At 70.7% G+C, this 17,500-nt stretch carries 17 protein-coding genes; 16 read left to right on the forward strand and 1 reads right to left on the reverse strand.

Annotation, left to right across the window (positions count from 1 at the left end):
• Positions 1 to 5: 5 nt before the first annotated feature.
• From ACIO1C_RS07840 to ACIO1C_RS07895, 12 genes are all read left to right on the forward strand, one after another.
• Positions 6 to 1,223 carry a glycosyltransferase family 2 protein gene (locus ACIO1C_RS07840; protein ID WP_401859682.1) on the forward strand — a complete coding sequence of 406 codons (1,218 nt, stop codon included), beginning with the start codon at positions 6 to 8 and terminating at the stop codon, positions 1,221 to 1,223.
• A 137-nt stretch (positions 1,224 to 1,360) separates the two neighbouring features.
• Positions 1,361 to 2,428 (forward strand): glucose-1-phosphate thymidylyltransferase, encoded by a 1,068-nt coding sequence (locus ACIO1C_RS07845; RefSeq protein ID WP_401859684.1) that lies wholly within the window; start codon positions 1,361 to 1,363, stop codon positions 2,426 to 2,428.
• On the forward strand, positions 2,425 to 3,435 hold the full coding sequence (rfbB, locus tag ACIO1C_RS07850; protein WP_401859686.1) for a dTDP-glucose 4,6-dehydratase: 1,011 nt from the start codon (positions 2,425 to 2,427) through the stop codon (positions 3,433 to 3,435). The genes ACIO1C_RS07845 and rfbB overlap by 4 nt, the downstream gene beginning before the upstream one ends.
• 29 nt (positions 3,436 to 3,464) lie before the next feature.
• Positions 3,465 to 4,331, forward strand: a complete 867-nt coding sequence (gene rfbD, locus ACIO1C_RS07855; protein ID WP_401859981.1) for a dTDP-4-dehydrorhamnose reductase — start codon at positions 3,465 to 3,467, stop codon at positions 4,329 to 4,331.
• Positions 4,332 to 4,413: 82 nt separating this feature from the next.
• Positions 4,414 to 5,208 (forward strand): class I SAM-dependent methyltransferase, encoded by a 795-nt coding sequence (locus ACIO1C_RS07860; protein ID WP_401859688.1) that lies wholly within the window; start codon positions 4,414 to 4,416, stop codon positions 5,206 to 5,208.
• A 150-nt stretch (positions 5,209 to 5,358) separates the two neighbouring features.
• The gene (locus ACIO1C_RS07865) at positions 5,359 to 7,350 is read left to right on the forward strand and encodes a glycosyltransferase family 2 protein (RefSeq protein ID WP_401859690.1); all 1,992 of its coding nucleotides are present in this window, start codon (positions 5,359 to 5,361) and stop codon (positions 7,348 to 7,350) included.
• Positions 7,351 to 7,488: 138 nt separating this feature from the next.
• Positions 7,489 to 8,097 (forward strand): dTDP-4-dehydrorhamnose 3,5-epimerase, encoded by a 609-nt coding sequence (gene rfbC / locus ACIO1C_RS07870; RefSeq protein WP_401859692.1) that lies wholly within the window; start codon positions 7,489 to 7,491, stop codon positions 8,095 to 8,097.
• A gap of 106 nt (positions 8,098 to 8,203) precedes the next feature.
• A complete protein-coding gene (gene proB / locus ACIO1C_RS07875; protein WP_401859983.1) occupies positions 8,204 to 9,349 on the forward strand; it encodes a glutamate 5-kinase in 1,146 nt (381 codons plus the stop codon).
• A 184-nt stretch (positions 9,350 to 9,533) separates the two neighbouring features.
• Entirely contained in the window at positions 9,534 to 10,064 is a 531-nt protein-coding gene (locus tag ACIO1C_RS07880; RefSeq protein ID WP_401859694.1) for a hypothetical protein, read from the forward strand.
• A 106-nt stretch (positions 10,065 to 10,170) separates the two neighbouring features.
• The gene (locus ACIO1C_RS07885) at positions 10,171 to 11,454 is read left to right on the forward strand and encodes a glutamate-5-semialdehyde dehydrogenase (protein ID WP_161312013.1); all 1,284 of its coding nucleotides are present in this window, start codon (positions 10,171 to 10,173) and stop codon (positions 11,452 to 11,454) included.
• 63 nt (positions 11,455 to 11,517) lie between these two features.
• Positions 11,518 to 12,135, forward strand: a complete 618-nt coding sequence (locus tag ACIO1C_RS07890; RefSeq protein WP_401859696.1) for a hypothetical protein — start codon at positions 11,518 to 11,520, stop codon at positions 12,133 to 12,135.
• A gap of 152 nt (positions 12,136 to 12,287) precedes the next feature.
• Positions 12,288 to 13,394 (forward strand): hypothetical protein, encoded by a 1,107-nt coding sequence (locus tag ACIO1C_RS07895; protein ID WP_401859698.1) that lies wholly within the window; start codon positions 12,288 to 12,290, stop codon positions 13,392 to 13,394.
• Positions 13,395 to 13,430: 36 nt separating this feature from the next.
• On the opposite strand, the gene ACIO1C_RS07900 is transcribed toward ACIO1C_RS07895, so the two are convergent.
• A complete protein-coding gene (locus tag ACIO1C_RS07900; protein ID WP_401859700.1) occupies positions 13,431 to 14,504 on the reverse strand; it encodes a M48 family metallopeptidase in 1,074 nt (357 codons plus the stop codon).
• Between the two features lie 120 nt (positions 14,505 to 14,624).
• Between ACIO1C_RS07900 and ACIO1C_RS07905 the strand changes: the two genes are divergently transcribed.
• Genes ACIO1C_RS07905 through ACIO1C_RS07920 form a run of 4 tightly spaced genes read left to right on the forward strand, consistent with a single transcriptional unit; the run spans position 14,625 to position 17,414 of the window.
• Positions 14,625 to 14,777: a hypothetical protein gene (locus ACIO1C_RS07905; RefSeq protein WP_202534241.1), complete on the forward strand. Its 153-nt coding sequence runs from the start codon at positions 14,625 to 14,627 to the stop codon at positions 14,775 to 14,777.
• Between the two features lie 6 nt (positions 14,778 to 14,783).
• Positions 14,784 to 15,023: a hypothetical protein gene (locus tag ACIO1C_RS07910; protein WP_401860004.1), complete on the forward strand. Its 240-nt coding sequence runs from the start codon at positions 14,784 to 14,786 to the stop codon at positions 15,021 to 15,023.
• Positions 15,024 to 15,061: 38 nt separating this feature from the next.
• Positions 15,062 to 15,697, forward strand: coding sequence for a nicotinate-nucleotide adenylyltransferase (gene nadD, locus ACIO1C_RS07915; protein ID WP_401859702.1), 636 nt, complete (start codon positions 15,062 to 15,064; stop codon positions 15,695 to 15,697).
• A gap of 19 nt (positions 15,698 to 15,716) precedes the next feature.
• Positions 15,717 to 17,414: a LytR C-terminal domain-containing protein gene (locus ACIO1C_RS07920; protein WP_401859704.1), complete on the forward strand. Its 1,698-nt coding sequence runs from the start codon at positions 15,717 to 15,719 to the stop codon at positions 17,412 to 17,414.
• The last annotated feature ends 86 nt before the right edge of the window (positions 17,415 to 17,500 follow it).

The raw sequence follows: 17,500 nt of genomic DNA on the forward strand, positions 1-17,500 counted from the left end.
ACTCGATGAACAACATTGCTGTTCCTGATGTGAGCGTCATCGTCGGCGCATATGAGGCGATGCCCTACCTCGTCCGCTGTCTGGAATCGGTGGAGAATCAGACGCTGGGCGCCGGCAGAATCGAGATCGTCGCCGTCGACGACGGTTCGACCGACGGCACGGGGGAGTATCTGGAGAAATTCGCCGCCGAGTCCGCCGTCCCGACCAGAGTGGTGCGCCAGGCCAATTCCGGCGGCCCCAGCGGTCCCCGCAATGTGGGTCTGTCGATGGCGCGCGGCCGTTATGTGTTTTTCCTCGACGCCGACGACTACTTCGGCGAGGAGGCCCTCGAACGGATGGTCGCCATGGCCGACCGCGCCGGCACGGATGTGGTGCTCGGCAAGGTCGAGGGCGTCAACCGCACCGCCCCCCGGTCCATGTGGGGGAAGACCGTCGAGCGGGTCGACGTGTTCAACTCCCGGGCCATCTTCGCGCTCAGCGCGCAGAAGCTCTTCCGGCGCGACCTGCTCACCCGGCTGGACCTGACCTTCGACGAGGAGCTGAAGACCGGCGAGGACGCCCTCTTCACCCTGGAGGCCTTCCTGCGGGGCTCCGGTGTCTCGATCGTGGCCGACTACACGTGCTACTACCTCGTCGGCCGTGACGACGGCAAACACGTCACCAAGTCGGGCGGATACATCCTGCGGTTCGATTCCGCGCGGGCCCTGATGAAGCTGATCGCCGACCTCGTACCCCCGGGCGCCAAGCGCGACAAGCTGATGACCAGACCCTTCACGGTCACCCTGCTCCAGCAGTTCACCCCACGCCTGCTCAAGGAGTCCGACGAGGTCCGGCTCCACAAGATGGAGCTGGCCGCCCCCCTGATGGCCGAATACTGGACGCCGGGTCTGGCGGCCCGTCTGAAGGTGAACGAGCGGCTGCGCCTGGAGTGTGTGGCCAGGGGGCGGCTCGACCTCCTCCTCGACGTCCTCGCCTTCCTCCAGGCCGGCACCGTGCCCGAGGTGGTCCGCAAGGGCCGGACGGGGACGACGTATCTGGCCTTCCCGCACTTCGGGGCCCGCGGGGCGGGTATCCGGGACGTGACGTACGAGATCACCGTGAACGACTGGGCGGGCAAGCGGCGGGTGGAACCGGCCAAGACCATCCGGAGGCCCGCGTCGCTCGCGCGGCGGGCGGCGCGCAAACTGCGCGGGAGAATGCGCGCGCTGGCTTCGAAGGGATGACCGGACCGCGCGGTCTCCGGCGCCGCCGGGGGCGTGTCCGGACGTGGCCGGGTACCGCCCTCAGGGGAAACGCTGGGTAAAATCGGGCTGATCCGTACAGCCCGCGCAGTAACAATCTTCAGTGAGGTCGGGAAAACGTGAAGGCTCTCGTGCTGTCCGGCGGGGCGGGTACCCGTCTGCGCCCCATCACGCACACCTCCGCCAAACAGCTGGTACCGGTGGCGAACAAGCCGGTGCTCTTCTACGGCCTGGAAGCCATCGCGGAAGCGGGCATCACAGAGGTCGGCGTGATCGTCGGCGACACCGCCGACGAGATCCGGGAGGCGGTCGGCGACGGCTCGCAATTCGGAATGCGGATCACCTATCTCCAGCAGGAGTCCCCGCTCGGCCTGGCGCACGCGGTGCTGATCGCCCGCGAATTCCTGGGCGACGACGACTTCGTGATGTACCTCGGTGACAACTTCATCGTCGGCGGTATCTCCGGTCTCGTCGACGGATTCCGCGCCGACCGGCCCGACGCGCAGATCCTGCTCACCCAGGTGCCCAACCCGACCTCCTTCGGCGTGGCCGAACTCGACGTCGGCGGCCGGGTGGTGGCCCTGGAGGAGAAGCCGAAGCAGCCCAAGAGCGACCTCGCGCTGGTCGGCGTGTACCTCTTCACCCCGGCCGTGCACGAGGCCGTACGGTCCATCGAGCCCTCCTGGCGCGGCGAGCTGGAGATCACCCACGCCATTCAGTGGCTGATCGACCAGAAGAAGGACGTCAGGTCCACGACCATCTCCGGGTACTGGAAGGACACCGGCAACGTCACGGACATGCTGGAGGTCAACCGCTCGGTGCTGGAGCGGATCGAGCCGCACTGCGACGGCACCGTCGACGAGGCCAGTGAGATCATCGGCCGGGTCAGGATCGAGAAGGGTGCGAAGGTGACCGGGAGCCGGATCGTCGGCCCCGCGATCATCGGCGCGGACACGGTGGTCAGCGACGCCTACATCGGTCCCTTCACGTCGGTCTCGGAGGAGTGCACGATCGAGGACAGCGAGATCGAGTACTCCATCATCCTGCGGGGTGCCTCCATCACCGGTGTACGCCGGGTCGAGGCGTCGCTGATCGGCCGCAACGTCGAGGTCACCCCGGCCCCCCGTCACCCGTCCGCCCACCGCCTCGTCCTCGGCGACCACAGCAAGGTGCAGATCTCGTCATGACAACTTCCGCCACATCCGGCCGTCCCACCAGGATCCTGGTGACCGGCGGGGCGGGCTTCATCGGCTCGCACTACGTCCGTACGGTGCTCGGCCCGCAGGGCCCCGGTGACGTCGCCCTCACCGTCCTCGACAAGCTCACGTACGCGGGCAACCCGGTCAACCTCGACGAGGTCCGTGACCACCCCGGGTTCTCCTTCGTGGAAGGCGACATCTGCGACCCGGAGCTGGTCGCCAAGCTGATGGCCGAGCACGACCAGGTGGTGCACTTCGCCGCCGAGTCGCACGTCGACCGGTCCATCGACGGCGGCGCCGAGTTCGTCCGTACGAACGTCGTCGGCACGCACACCCTGATCGACGCCGCGCACCGCGCGGGGGTGAAGACCTTCGTGCACATCTCCACGGACGAGGTCTACGGCTCGATCGACGAGGGCTCCTGGCCCGAGACCGACCCGCTGGCGCCCAACTCGCCCTACTCCGCCGCGAAGGCGTCCAGCGACCTGATCGCGCTCTCGTACCACCGCACCCACGGCCTCGACGTGCGCGTGACCCGCTGCTCCAACAACTACGGGCACCACCACTTCCCCGAGAAGGTCATCCCGCTGTTCATCACGAACCTGCTGGACGGCAGGAAGGTCCCGCTCTACGGCGACGGCGGGAACGTGCGCGACTGGCTGCACATCGACGACCACGTCCAGGGCATCGAACTGGTCCGCACGAAGGGCCGCGCGGGCGAGGTCTACAACATCGGCGGCGGTACGGAACTGTCCAACAAGGAACTGACCGGGCTGCTGCTGGAGGCGTGCGGGGCTGACTGGGACACCAGCGTCGAGTACGTCACCGACCGCAAGGGCCACGACCGGCGGTACTCCGTCGACTGCGCCAAGATCCGCACCGAGCTGGGGTACGAACCGCGCAAGGACTTCGTCACCGGCCTCGCCGAGACGGTGCGGTGGTACCGCGAGAACCGCGCGTGGTGGGAGCCCCTCAAGGAGCGTGCGGCGCTGTGAGCGGCTGGCTGGTCACCGGAGCGGGCGGCATGCTGGGCCAGGACCTCCTGGCCCGGCTCACGGCGGACGGAGAGGCCGTGACGGGGCTCGGCAGGGCCGCCCTGGACATCACGGACCCCGCGTCCGTACGGGCCGCCCTGGACGAGCACCGCCCCGCCGTGGTGGTGAACTGCGCGGCCTGGACGGCGGTGGACGACGCCGAGGCGGGGGAGGAGGCGGCCCTGGCGGTCAACGGCACGGGGCCCCGGGTGCTCGCCGAGGCCTGCCGGGACTCCGGCGCCCTCCTGCTCCAGGTCTCCACGGACTACGTCCTCGCGGGCGACGCCGGGGACCCGTACCCGGAAGACGCCCCGCTGGCGCCGCTCAACGCCTACGGCCGGACGAAGGCCGCCGGCGAGCGCGCCGTGCTGGAGACACTCCCGGAGACCGGGTTCGTGATCCGTACCGCGTGGCTCTACGGCGCCGGCGGCGGCAATTTCATCAGAACAATGATCAAGCTGGAGGGTGTCAAGGACACCCTCGATGTGGTGAATGACCAGAGGGGTCAGCCCACCTGGTCGGCGGACCTCGCGGAGCGGCTGGCGGGCCTCGGCCGGCACGCGCTGCGCGGCGAGGCGGCGGCCGGGGTCTACCACGGGACGAACGGGGGCGAAACAACCTGGTTCGGCCTCACCCAGGAGATCTTCCGGCTGCTGGGCGCGGATCCCGCCCGGGTACGCCCCACGACCAGCGACGCCTTCGTCAGGCCCGCACCCCGCCCCGCGTACAGCGTGCTGGGGCACGACCGGTGGAAGGAGGCCGGGTTCGGACCGATGAGGGAGTGGCGTGAAGCTCTCGCGGAGGCCTTCCCCGCCTTGCTGGAGAGCGAGCGCGGAGGCGCTGCTACCAACCGGTAGCCATTTACGTTTTGTCGGCGGAGGGACTACCTTCACTCGGAATTAACGACTCCAATGTTTGCTTCTGAGTGAAGGGCCCTCAGTGGATCGCCACGGCTTCCTGCGTCAACTGCACCGCGTCTACAAACCCCGTACCTACCTGGAGATCGGGGTCAACGACGGTCGCAGCCTGGCTCTCTCCCGCGTTCCCTCCGTAGCGGTCGACCCCGCCTTCAAGGTGGTCAAGGCCATCAGCTGCGACGTCCACCTGGTACGTGCGACCAGCGACGACTTCTTCGCCCGCAAGGACCCCCTGCTGCACCTGCGGCCCCAGCGCAACCCGTTCCGCGCGCTGGCCCGCAAGGACCCCCTCGCGCTGTTCGGCGGGGACCCCAAGCTCGACCTGTCGTTCATCGACGGCATGCACCTCTTCGAGTTCGCCCTGCGCGACTTCATGAACGTCGAGCGCCACGCGCGCTGGTCCAGCGTGATCGTGCTCGACGACATGCTGCCCCGCAACATCGACGAGGCCGCCCGCGACCGCCACACCGACGCGTGGACCGGGGACGTCTACAAGGTCGCCACCGTGCTCCGCCGCTTCCGTCCCGACCTGCTCGTGGTCGAGGTCGACACGCAGCCGACCGGTGTGGTGCTGATCTTCGGCGCCGACCCCACCAGCACGGTCCTCAAGGACGCGTACGACAAGATCATCGAGGAGTACGTCGTACCGGACCCCCAGGCCGTCCCGGACGAGGTGATCGTCCGCAAGAACGCGATCGCTCCCGAGACCGTCCTCACCGCCGACTTCTGGCGCCAGCTGACCCGCGCCCGCGACCTGCGCCGCGGGCGCTCCGCGTTCGGTCCCCTGCGCAAGCAGATCGAGGCCGTCGGACGCTGAACCGCCGGCCGCCCGGTCCGGAATGATTTACGGACCGGGCGGCCGAAGCTGTGGACGGCGATCCTGCTGCCTTACGGCCAGACGATATTGTGGGTTTTCCGATGTCCCGCGACCAGACGCCGGGGCGCTTTCACCAGTGGGGCTTATCGCATGTCCGTCAAGGTCAGCGTGGTTATTCCGGTGTACAACCCCGGTCAGTACATCGAGGACTGCATTGCCTCGTTGCTGCGCCAGAGCCTGCCTGACGACACGTACGAAGCCATCTTCGTCAACGACGGGTCGACGGACGGAACCCCCGAACGGCTCGACCTGCTCGCCGCCGAGCATCCCCACATGCACGTGATCCACCAGGAGCCGTCCGGCTGGTCCGGCAAGCCCCGCAACGTCGGGATCGCCGCGGCCCGGGGTGAGTTCGTGATGTTCGTCGACAATGACGACTGGCTCGGTGACGAAGCCCTTGAGCGCATGTACGAATACGGTGTCGAGAACAACGCCGATGTGATCGTCGGAAAGATGGCCGGCAAGGGCAGGCCGGTTCCGCTCGAACTGTTCCGCGTCAATCGGCCGCACGCGAACGTCAGGAATGCCCCGCTGATCGACAGCCTCACCCCGCACAAGATGTTCCGCAAGGAATTCCTGGACCGGAACAACATCCGATTCAAGGAAGGCCGGCGCCGCCTCGAAGACCATGTCTTTGTCGCCGAGACCTACTTGCTCGCCTCGAACATCGCGGTGCTGAGCGACTATCTCTGCTACTACCACGTCAAGCGTGAGGACGCCTCGAACGCCGGCTTCCAGCGCTTCGACCCGGTCGGCTACTTCAAGAACCTGCGCGAGGCGCTGGACGTCGTCGAGCGCAACACCGAGCCGGGCGCGCTGCGCGACAAGCTCTACCGCCGCTGGCTGCGCAACGAGATGGTGGAGCGGCTGCGCGGGCGCCGACTGCTGGCCCTGCCCGAGGACTACCGCCGCGAGCTGTACGACGAGATCCGCGGGGTGGTCGTCGAGCGCATGGGCCCCGGGGTCGCCGCCGGGCTCCAGCCCACCCAGCAGGTCGTCGCCGCCCTGGTGGCCGCCGACCGGTTCGCCGACCTGGAGGAACTGGCCCGGTGGGAGGCCGAGATCAAGCCCACGGGACGGCTGGAGACGCTCGGCTGGGAGACCGGGGCGCTGCGGATCGGCTTCACCGCCGAGTACCAGGTGGCCGGCTCCCCGCTCACCTTCCTCACCGAGGACGGCGAGGCCCGCCTCGACCTGCCCTTCGGCGAGGAGACCGCCGCCGCGATCCGGGAGCTGGGTGCCAGTACCCGCGCGCCGGTGGACCAGGCGAAGGTCGACCTCGTCGTACGGGAACGCTCCACGGCCGCCGAGTTCTACCAGCCCGTCGAGTTCACGCGCGAGCGGGTGCCGGCCGACGGCGCCGACGGGGCCTTCCGGCTCGTCCTGCGGGCGGAGTCGGCCGTGGACCCCGGGACCGCCGCCAACCGCGCCCCGCTCGGCCCCGGCATCTGGGACATCCACTTCCGCATCAGCGCCTGCGGCTGGACCAAGGAGGCCCGGCTGGGGGCCGTCCGCGCGGACACCGTGGACGCGGCCCGCCAGGGCACCCTCAGCGGTACGCCCCGGCGGCTGGTCCTGCCGTACTGGACCGAGCCGTACGGCAACCTGTCGCTGGACGTCGACCACGCCACCAGCCGCTTCGATCGCGACGTCGCGAGGATCGCCCCCGCCCACGTGACGTACGACGACGGCAGCCTCTCCGTACCGCTGCGGCTGCACGCCGCCGACCCGGAGGACGTCGCGCTGCGCCTGACGGACGCGACGACCGGCGCGAAGGCCGAGAGCCCCGCCACGCTCGTCCCCAAGGGCGACGGGGCCCTCCTGGCGTCGGAGCTGCCCGTGGAGACGCTCACGGGCCGGGCCTGGCGGGTGGAGCTGGGGCTGCCGTCCGCGAAGCGCGGCACACCCCGCTGGACGGTCCTGCCCGTCGGCCTGCGGTTCACCGACGACGGCGTGGCGAGGGTCGTCGCGGCCACGGCCCTGCCGAAGAGGAAAAAGTCCGCCGCGCAGAAGGGCGCTCCCGTCCGTCGGTCCCTGCTGCGGCGCGTGCTCGGCCGGGTCCGCCGCGCCCTGGCGCGATGACTCCGGCCGGCGGCCCGCCACTTCGGCCCGCCCCGTCCCGCCCGACCCCGTGACCGACCCCGTCCGTATGCCTACTTCCGTATGACCACCTCCGTACGCGCGCTTCCGTACGGCCACAGCGAGGAATCACCACACATCATGCGACCCCTGTCCATCGAAGGCGCCTGGATCCACGAACCCAAGGTGTTCCCCGACGAGCGCGGCAGCTTCCACGAGTGGTTCCGCGCCGCCGACTTCCGGGAGGCGACCGGCCAGGACCTCGACCTCGCCCAGGCCAACTACTCCGTCTCCAAACGCGGCACCCTGCGCGGGATCCACTACGCCGACGTGCCGCCCAGCCAGGCCAAGTACGTCAAGTGCGTGCGCGGCGCGATCCTGGACGCCGTCGTGGACATCCGGGTCGGCTCGCCCACGTACGGGCAGTCGGAGATCGTCCGGCTCGACGACGAGAGCCACCACGCGCTCTACCTCTCCGAGGGGCTCGGGCACGCGTTCCTCGCGCTGACCGACGACACCATCGTCGTCTACCTCTGCTCCGAGGGGTACGCGCCCACCCGCGAGCACGGCGTCCACCCGCTCGACCCCGCGCTGGCCGTCGAGTGGCCCGCCGACATCCCTCCGCTGCTCTCGCCCAAGGACGCCGAGGCGCCCACCCTGGCCGAGGCCGAACGGCAGGGCCTGCTGCCCGCGTACGAGGACTGCGTGTCGTTCAGGAGCGAACTGCGCGCCCGCCGTCTCAGCGGCTGAAAAGGCCCGCCGCCCGCGGCCCGGGTGCGCGTACGCTGACCGGCCGGGAGGCGGCCCGACAGTGAGAGCAGAGGCAAGGCACGTGGCAGCGGTACGGCAGGACGTGGTGGCAGGGGCCCGCAGGATCGTCGTCAAGGTCGGTTCCTCCTCGCTGACGACCGCCTCCGGCGGTCTCGACGCCGACCGGGTCGACGCCCTGGTGGACGCCCTGGCCACGGTGCGCGGCGGGAACGGCGAGCAGGCGCCGGGCGACCACGGCCCCAAGGAGATCGTGCTGGTGTCCAGCGGCGCCATCGCCGCCGGACTGGCGCCGCTCGGCCTGACCGGACGCCCCAAGGACCTGGCGCGCCAGCAGGCCGCCGCCAGCGTCGGGCAGGGGCTCCTGGTCGCCCGCTACACCGCCTCCTTCGCCCGCTACGGCGTCCGGGTCGGCCAGGTGCTCCTGACGACCGACGACACCAGCCGCCGGTCCCACTACCGCAACGCGTACCGCACCCTCGACCAACTCCTCGGCATGGGCGCCGTCCCCGTCGTCAACGAGAACGACACCGTCGCCACCGACGAGATCCGCTTCGGCGACAACGACCGGCTGGCCGCGCTCGTCGCCCATCTCGTCCGGGCCGACCTCCTCGTCCTCCTCTCCGACGTCGACGGGCTCTACGACGGCAACCCGAGCACCCCGGGCACCACCCGGATCGCCGAGGTGCGCGGCCCCGCCGACCTCGCGGGCGTCTCCCTCGGCAGCGCCGGCAAGGCGGGCGTGGGCACCGGCGGCATGGTCACCAAGGTCGAGGCCGCCAGGATCGCCGCCGCCGCCGGCATCCCCGTCGTGCTCACCTCCGCCAGCCACGCCGCCGACGGGCTCGCGGGACGCGACACCGGCACGTACTTCCACCGCACCGGACGCCGCTCGGCGGACCGCCTGCTGTGGCTGGCCCACGCCTCCACCCCGCAGGGCGCCCTCACCCTGGACGACGGCGCCGTACGGGCCGTCGTGGAGCGGCGCACCTCGCTGCTGCCGGCCGGAATCGCCGCCGTGGAGGGGGAGTTCAGCGCCGGGGACCCCGTGGAACTGCGGGACACGGCGGGCCGCGCCGTCGCCCGCGGGCTCGTCAATTTCGACGCGAAAGAGATCCCCCAGCTCCTCGGCCGCTCCACCCGCGAACTGGCCCGTGAGCTGGGCCCCGCCTACGAACGCGAGGTCGTACACAGAGACGATCTGGTGATCCTCCAGCCGGGCCCACGACCCTGAAACGGCTGAAACCGGCGCCGTTGGACAGGGACCTTGGGGAAAACCGCCCCACACCGACGCCCGGGCTGGTCAACTTTGTCCCAAGGGTAATTCGGGGGACGATCCCGGGGGCGATCCCCGGGAGCAGGACCGGTCGGTCCACAGGGGAACAGCACGACGACGCAGCAACAACAGGAGGCCGCTGGTGAGACGAGCGCGCCCGGGGGCGGTGCCCCGAGGGAACGGCGGCAGTGCCCACGCCCGGCGGGTGGCGGGGAAGACACGAACCCTGACCAGCGTCGAAACGGGACAGGACGTCGACCGCGACGGCGGCGACGACGAGCCACAGAGGGAGGCAGGATCGGGAAAGGAAGCGCGGGGAGAAGAGCGCCAGGTGTCCAAGCTCTGGCACATCACACTCAGCGTCTCGGGCTCCGAGGCTCCGCTGACGGAGGTCAGACGTGGCCTGGAACAGCTGGCCCACGACCATCCCTTCCTGCTGACCAGCCGGTACGCCAACGACCACGCGGAGATCCGCTACTGGGAGGAGGCCCGGGACCTGCACGACGCGGCAGCGGTGGCGCTGCGGCTCTGGGGGGAGCACCGCTCCAGCGCGAAGCTGCCGCCGTGGGAGATCGTGGGCCTGGAGGTCATCGACCGCGAGACGTACCACCAGCGCATCGCGGAGGGGTACGGGCCGCCGCCCGCCGCGCCCGTGGGGGTCCATCCGTTCTGACCCGTCCGCCGCACCCGGTCCCACGTGTCCCACGCGTGTCCCGTGAAGTGTCTCGGAGTGCGGAATAGGTGCGGAATGCCCGCAGGGCGCGCACTACCCTGCGGGCATGACCTCGCTCTCGCCGTACGACAATCTCTCCCCGGTCGCCAGGACCGCCTACCGCTCCCGCGCTGCCGCCGCCGACATCGCGCCGCTGCCGCGCGCGGCCAAGGACGACGCCCTCCTGGCGATCGCGGACGCGCTGGAGGTCCGTACCCACGAGATCGTCACGGCCAACGCCGAGGACGTGGCGCGCGCCCGGGAGGCCGGGGCCACCGAGACGGTCATCGACCGGCTGACCCTCACCCCCGAGCGGGTGCGGGCCATCGCCGCCGACGTACGGGACGTGGCGGCGCTGCCCGACCCCGTCGGCGAGGTCGTCCGCGGCTCCACGCTGCCCAACGGCATCGACCTGCGGCAGGTACGCGTGCCGCTCGGCGTCGTCGGGATCATCTACGAGGCCCGCCCCAACGTCACCGTGGACGCCGCCGCCCTGTGCCTCAAGTCGGGCAACGCCGTGCTCCTGCGCGGCTCGTCCTCCGCGATCTCCTCCAACACCGCGCTCGTCCGGGTGCTGCGCGACGCCGTCGGAGGCGCCGGACTGCCCGCCGACGCCGTCCAGCTGGTGCCCGGCGAGGGCCGGGACTCCGTACGCGAGCTGATGCGGGCGCGCGGCCTGGTCGACGTCCTGATCCCGCGCGGCGGCGCCTCCCTGATCCGTACGGTCGTCGAGGAGTCCACCGTGCCGGTCATCGAGACGGGCACCGGCAACTGCCATGTGTACGTCGACGCCGACACCGACCTCGACATGGCCGTCGACATCCTGATCAACTCCAAGGCGCAGCGGCCCAGCGTCTGCAACTCCGCCGAGACGCTGCTGGTCCACCAGGACATCGCGGCCGCGTTCCTGCCCCGCGCGCTGGACGCGCTCGCCGACGCGGGCGTGACCGTGCACGCCGACGAGCGGGTCCTCGCCTACGCGGGCGGCACCAAGGCCACCGTCGTGGCGGCCACCGCGGAGGACTGGGAGACGGAGTACCTGTCGTACGACATCGCCGCGGCCGTCGTGGACTCGCTGGACTCCGCCGTCGCGCACATCAGGCTCTGGTCCTCGGGCCACACCGAGGCGATCGTGACCACCTCGCAGGCCGCCGCCCGCCGGTTCACCCAATTGGTGGATTCGACGACGGTCGCCGTGAACGCCTCGACGCGTTTCACCGACGGCGGGCAGTTCGGATTCGGCGCCGAGATCGGGATCTCCACCCAGAAGCTGCACGCCCGCGGGCCGATGGGGCTGCCCGAACTGACCTCCACCAAGTACATCGTGACCGGTGACGGTCACACCAGGTGAGGTGACTACCCGTACTTTGGACTCCGCCTGCCCAAAACGACTCGCCCGGTTTACCCTGGGATCGTGCCGGACGACGTGGGGGGCAGGCCGTTCCCGGACGGCTGGGAGCCCGACGACGACCGCGGAGGCGCGGACGAGGACTTCGCCTCCGTGGTGTTCGACGAGGCCTTCATCAAGTCAGCCACCTTCCATGAACCGAGCGCGGTCGAGCGGCTGCTGGCCGCCGCCGAGGCACGCGCCGCCGCGGAGGCGGCCCGCCTGCGGTCGGGCGGCCCGCCGGACGACGAGTTCTACGACGAGTTCTACGGGCCCGGCGGCGGATACGACCGCGAGGACGGATACGGATACGACCCCGACGACCCGGACGGGTACGCGGGGCCGTACGGACCGCACGGCGGCGCCCTGCGTCCGTACCGCGGCAATGCCCGCTGGCACCGGCCGGTCGCCTGGCTCCTCGCCCTGCTGATGGGCATCGGGATGGTCGCGCTCGCCTTCAGCGCCGTCTACCGCGGGGCGGCGAGCGGCCGCCAGGACCCGGCGCCCGCACCGGCCACGACCGGGGTGGACACGACCCGTTCGGGCGCGCCCGTCATCGGTCCCGTGATCGGTCCCGGGGCCGGGGTCTCCCGGGAGCACGACCGCACGGCCCCGGCGACCGGCGCCGTACCGCACACGCCCTGACACCCCCCGAGGCGGCGCTCCGCCGGGGTGTTCCGTGGGTCCGCCCACCCGTGATCCGGGGGCCCGCTCACCCGAACGGACCAACGCCGTCCGGCGGAACTCGCCCCGAGGCGGAGCGTTTATGTTCGCCTCCGCCGACCTACCCTGAAGGTATGGCAGGGCGCGGAGAGCCACCTGAAGGGGCACCCGAGGGCTCCCCCAACGGCGATGACGAGTACCGGTCCGTCGTGTTCGACGAATCGTTCATCCGCGCTGCCCGGCTCCAGGAGTACTCGGCGCGGGAGCGGATGGGCGGCGACCACGCCCACGCGGCCGTGCGGAGCCTGCCGCCCAAGCACGTCAGGCGGGGCAGGCGACGCGGCTTCATGCGCGGCCCCCGGCAGGCGCTCGTCCTGCTCCTGGTGGTCGCCCTGGCCTTCGGCACCGCGATCTACCTGGGCGTACGGAGTCCGTACCGGCCCTCGACCCATGGCACCGCCGAGGCGCTGCGGATGACGGTGATCCCGCTGGCCCCGGCCGGGCGGGTGCCCGGCGGCACCCCCGACGACCTCTTCGCGCACAGCCCGGCCGCGCAGTTCCGCGCCGGGGCCTCCGGGATCACCCTGCCGGGTGTGCGGGGGACCAGAAGTTTCACCGAGAGCCAGGTCGTCGCCGCGCTGACCACCGTCAAGGACTACCTCGTGGCGTCCTCGCTGGACCCCGACGTGCTCGCGGGCCGCACGCTGCGGCCCGTGCGGGCCCTGCTCGACCCCGACCAGCTGACCCAGTTCGACCGGAGCTTCAGCGCGCCGGCGGACGACGGGCGGCACGTCCCGGCGGGGTGGCTGGTGCGGTTCGACCCGGCGAAGGTGGCCCCGGCCGCCGACGAGGTACGGGTGCACGGCACGCTCCGGGTCGAGGAGACGGGGCCGGGGATCCTGGAGGTCACCTCCGACCACACCTTCGTCTACGCGCTGCGGCCCGCCGTGTCGTCGGCGGTGCCCGTACGGGACGCGTCGCTGTTCACCGTGCGGCGCGAGCTGCGCTTCCGCTTCGACCAGAACGACCTGGCGAAACACCAGGCCGAGCTGCTGCTGAGCCAGGCCCAGGTCGGGCCGCAGGCCTGCTCGGCCGCGCCGCCGAGGACGCTGCGGCCCCTCCTGGCGGGGGCACGGACCACGGTGGCCGAGCGCCCGCCAGGCACCAACCCGTTCGCCACCGGCCCGATCGGGACGGGCCTGTGCGGAATGCTGTCGACGGGGGCGGAGCCGAAGCCGTAGAGCCTTGGGAAGAGCCGTACACCCTTGGGGAAGCGGTCAGGCCTGGCCCTCCGCCGCCTCGCCGTTCGGCGGGGTCTTCGGGCCGGCCGTACCGCCGGTGAAGCGGTCGCGCAGCTTGCCGCCCAGGTCCCCCGCGCCGCCCGCGAGGTCACCAACCAGCTTCAACAGCGGGTCCTTGCTGGTGCGGACGGTGTCCGCGTAGTGCGTGGCCGATTCGCGGAAGGAGTCCGCGACCGACGTCTCCTTGTCCTCGTCGCGGCGGGGGTAGTGGCCGTCCATGATCCGCTGGTAGTCGCGGCTCTCGGCCCACTTCTTCAGCTCGGCCGCCCGCACCGTGGTGAACGGGTGCGTACGGGGCAGGATGTTGAGGATCTTGAGGACCGAGTCGCGCAGGTCGCCCCCGGCCTCGTACTCCTCCGCCTGCTCCAGGAACGCGTCCACGTTCATCTCGTGCAGGTGGTTCCCGCCCGCGATCTTCATCAGGCCGCGCATCGACGCCTTGAGGTCCTGACCGACCAGCAGTCCCGCCCGGTCCGCGGACAGTTCCGACTTGCGGAACCACTCCCGCAGCGCCGTCACGATCGCCATGATCGCGACATTGCCCAGCGGGATCCACGCGACCTTGAGCGCGAGGTTGGTGAGGAAGAGCAGGATCGTACGGTAGACCGAGTGGCCGGACAGGGCGTGGCCCACCTCGTGGCCGACGACCGCCCGCATCTCCTCCTCGTCGAGCAGCTCCACCAGCCCGGTGGTTACCACGATGATCGGCTCGTCCAGCCCGATGCACATGGCGTTGGGCCGCGGGTCCTGCGTCACGTACATCGACGGGACCTTCTCCAGGTCCAGTACGTAACACGCGTCGAGGAGCAGGGTGTGGAGGTGCGCGAACTGCGCCTCGCTCACGCGCACCGAGTCCGACAGGAAGAGCAGCCGCAGACTGCGCTCCGGCAGCAGCCCGCTCAGCGCCTTGAACACCGTGTCGAAGCCGGTGAGCTTGCGCAGGGCCACCAGCGCCGAGCGGTCCGCGGGATGTTCGTACGCGCGTGAGGAGATGCCCGGGAAGCGCTTGCGCTGCCTGCTCGGCACGTTGTCGTGAATCTCTTCTGTCATGGATGCCCCCTGTTCGTACGAGTCCAAGGCCCGTCCCCCTGACGGACCCCACCCTAGGTGGTGCGTCTACCGTGTGAAGGGGGCCCGTGAAGCCCGATAACAGCTAGGAGCACAGCCGACATGCCCTTCCCCGCCACACTGCTCGCCGCGGCCTCCGACCAGCAGGGGCCCGGCGATACGATCCGGATCGTGCTCGTCGTCTCCCTGGTCGGAGTCGCCCTGCTCGCCTGGTTCCTGCTGCGCGGTTACCGCGACAAGGACAACAACGACTGAGTCGGCGTGAGCGTGCCCGACGCGCCCGCATACGATGTGCGCGACGTCTCACCGACTCCCGACGAAAAGGGCCTGCTGAAGATGAGCCTCACCGGCACCGCCGCCAACCTGGTCACGCTCGCCGAGGGCGCCGAGCACGGCGGCGGCAACCACGAAAGCCTCAGCCCGTACCTCACGGGCGGCGGCGCGCTGTTCGCGCTCCTCCTGCTGCTGTGGATCACCACCCGCTTCAACCGCGACCGCTGAGGCCGGTACGTAACCCGGTGCAAGTACGCTCTGCACGCATGGGAGAGCAGCAGACGCCTACCGGCCCCGTCGCGGGCCCCGGTCGGGGCAGGCGCCGACTCGGTGTGATGGGCGGGACTTTCGACCCGATCCACCATGGGCACCTGGTCGCGGCCAGTGAGGTCGCCATACGGTTCCAGCTCGACGAGGTGGTGTTCGTACCGACCGGACAGCCGTGGCAGAAGAGTCGTCAGGTGGTCTCCCCGGCGGAGGACCGCTATCTGATGACGGTCATCGCCACGGCGTCCAATCCGCAGTTCTCGGTCAGCCGCATCGACATCGACCGCGGCGGGCCGACGTACACGATCGACACGTTGCGGGACCTGCGGTCCCGCAACGACGACGCGGACCTCTTCTTCATCACCGGGGCCGACGCGCTCTCGCAGATCCTGAGCTGGCGGGACCACGAAGAGCTGTTCTCGCTGGCCCACTTCATCGGGGTCACGCGGCCCGGCCACGACCTGACGGACGACGGGCTGCCCAAGGGCGGTGTCTCGCTGGTGGAGGTCCCGGCGCTGGCGATCTCGTCCACGGACTGCCGGGAGCGCGTCGCGAAGGGCGATCCGGTCTGGTACCTGGTCCCGGACGGTGTGGTGCGTTACATCGACAAGAGGCAGTTGTACCGCGGCGAATGAGTCACGGAGAGGGACACCGGTGAACGACCAGCAGCAGCCGTACGACCCGTACGACCCCTATTACGCACAGCCTCGGATCGTCGGGTACGACGAGTACGGGCAGCCGGTGTACGAGCAGCCTCAGACGCAGCAGTACGACGCATACGGACAGCCGCAGCAGCCGCAGCATCAGCAGCAGGCCCAGCAGCAGCAGACGTACGACCCGTATGCCCAGCAGCCCCAGCAGCCGTACGAGAACTACGGGCAGCAGCAGCCCCAGCAACATCCCCAGCAGCAGGACGGCTACGGGTACGACGGGTACGGCTACGACACCGGGCAGCAGCAGGCGCAGCAGCCCGTCGCCGTCGACGCCACCCAGCAGTGGATCCCGCAGCAGCAGGAGCCGCCGCAGGAGGCGCCGCGGCAGACGCGGCAGGCCGCCCCCGAGACCCCCCAGGCCGCCGTCCCCGAGCAGCGGCGCCCCGCCGTCGACGAACAGTTCGCCTTCACGGAGGAGCCCGACGAGGACTCCGAGGACGTCATCGACTGGCTCAAGTTCACCGAGAGCCGCTCCGAGCGGCGCGAGGAGGCCAAGCGCCGGGGCCGGTCCCGGGTGGTGGCCCTGGTCGTCGCCGTCGTCCTGGTCCTCGCCGGCGGGGTCGGCTACCTCTGGTACGCGGGCAAGCTGCCCGGTTCCGCCGGCGCGGACACGAAGGGGAGCACCGCCGCGGGCGGCGCGCAGAAGCGCGACGTGATCGTCGTCCACCTCCACAACACCAAGGCGAAGGGCACCTCCACGGCGCTGCTCGTCAACAACGCCACCACCGGCCAGGGCACCACCGTCCTGCTGCCCAACTCCCTCTCCGTGGAGGGCGACGACGGCTCCGGGGTCACGCTCGGCAAGTCCGTGGACGACGACGGCTCCGACACCACCCGCAAGGCCCTCGGCACCCTGCTCGGCACCGAGATCTCGGGCACCTGGCGGCTCGACACCCCGTACCTCGACAACCTCGTCCAGCTCGTCGGCAACATCGACCTGACCACCGACACGGACGTGCCCGGCGCGAAGAAGGGCGACCAGCCGGTGGTGCGGAAGGGCGAGAACCAGACTCTCAGCGGCAAGGCGGCCGTCGCCTACGCCACGTACCGCGGACCCGGCGAGCCCGAGGCCAAGCAGCTCCAGCGCTTCGGCCAGGTCCTCCAGGGGGTGCTGCGGAAGATGTCCGACGACCCGAAGGCCGCGACGGTCACCGTGCAGACCCTCGGGCAGATCCTCGACCCGTCGCTGACCGAGGCCGACCTGGGCGCCGCCCTCGCCAAGCTGTCCCTGCACGCGAAGGAGGGCGACTACAAGACGGCCCTCCTGCCCGTGCAGCCCGACGGCACCCTCAGCGACTCCGCCGTCGCCGGTGTGGTGAAGGACATTCTCGGCGGCTCGGTGAGCGCCCCGGAGAAGGGCAGTGCCCTGCGCGTGGGGGTCGAGGACGCCAGTGGCGGCACGAGCGCGGCCGAGTCCGCGCGTACCGCCGTGATCAATGGCGGTTACAGCTACGTCGACGGCGGGTCGGCGGACGCGGAGGTGTCCTCGCAGGTCATCTACGGTGACGCGGCGATCAAGGAACAGGCCGTGGAGGTCGCCAAGACCCTCGGGCTGCCGACCGACGCGGTGAAGAAGGGCACGCCCGCCGCCAACGCCGACGTGTCGGTCGTCCTCGGTCAGGACTACGCGCCGAACTGAGTCCTGACCCGCCCCGGCCGCGTCCGACCCGGCCGGGGCGTGAGAGCTGCGCCCGGTGTCGGCGGTCCGTGAGATCCTGGTTCTCT

Origin of the sequence: Streptomyces sp. NPDC087420 (genome assembly GCF_044744165.1) — a bacterium.
Lineage (GTDB): Bacteria > Actinomycetota > Actinomycetes > Streptomycetales > Streptomycetaceae > Streptomyces.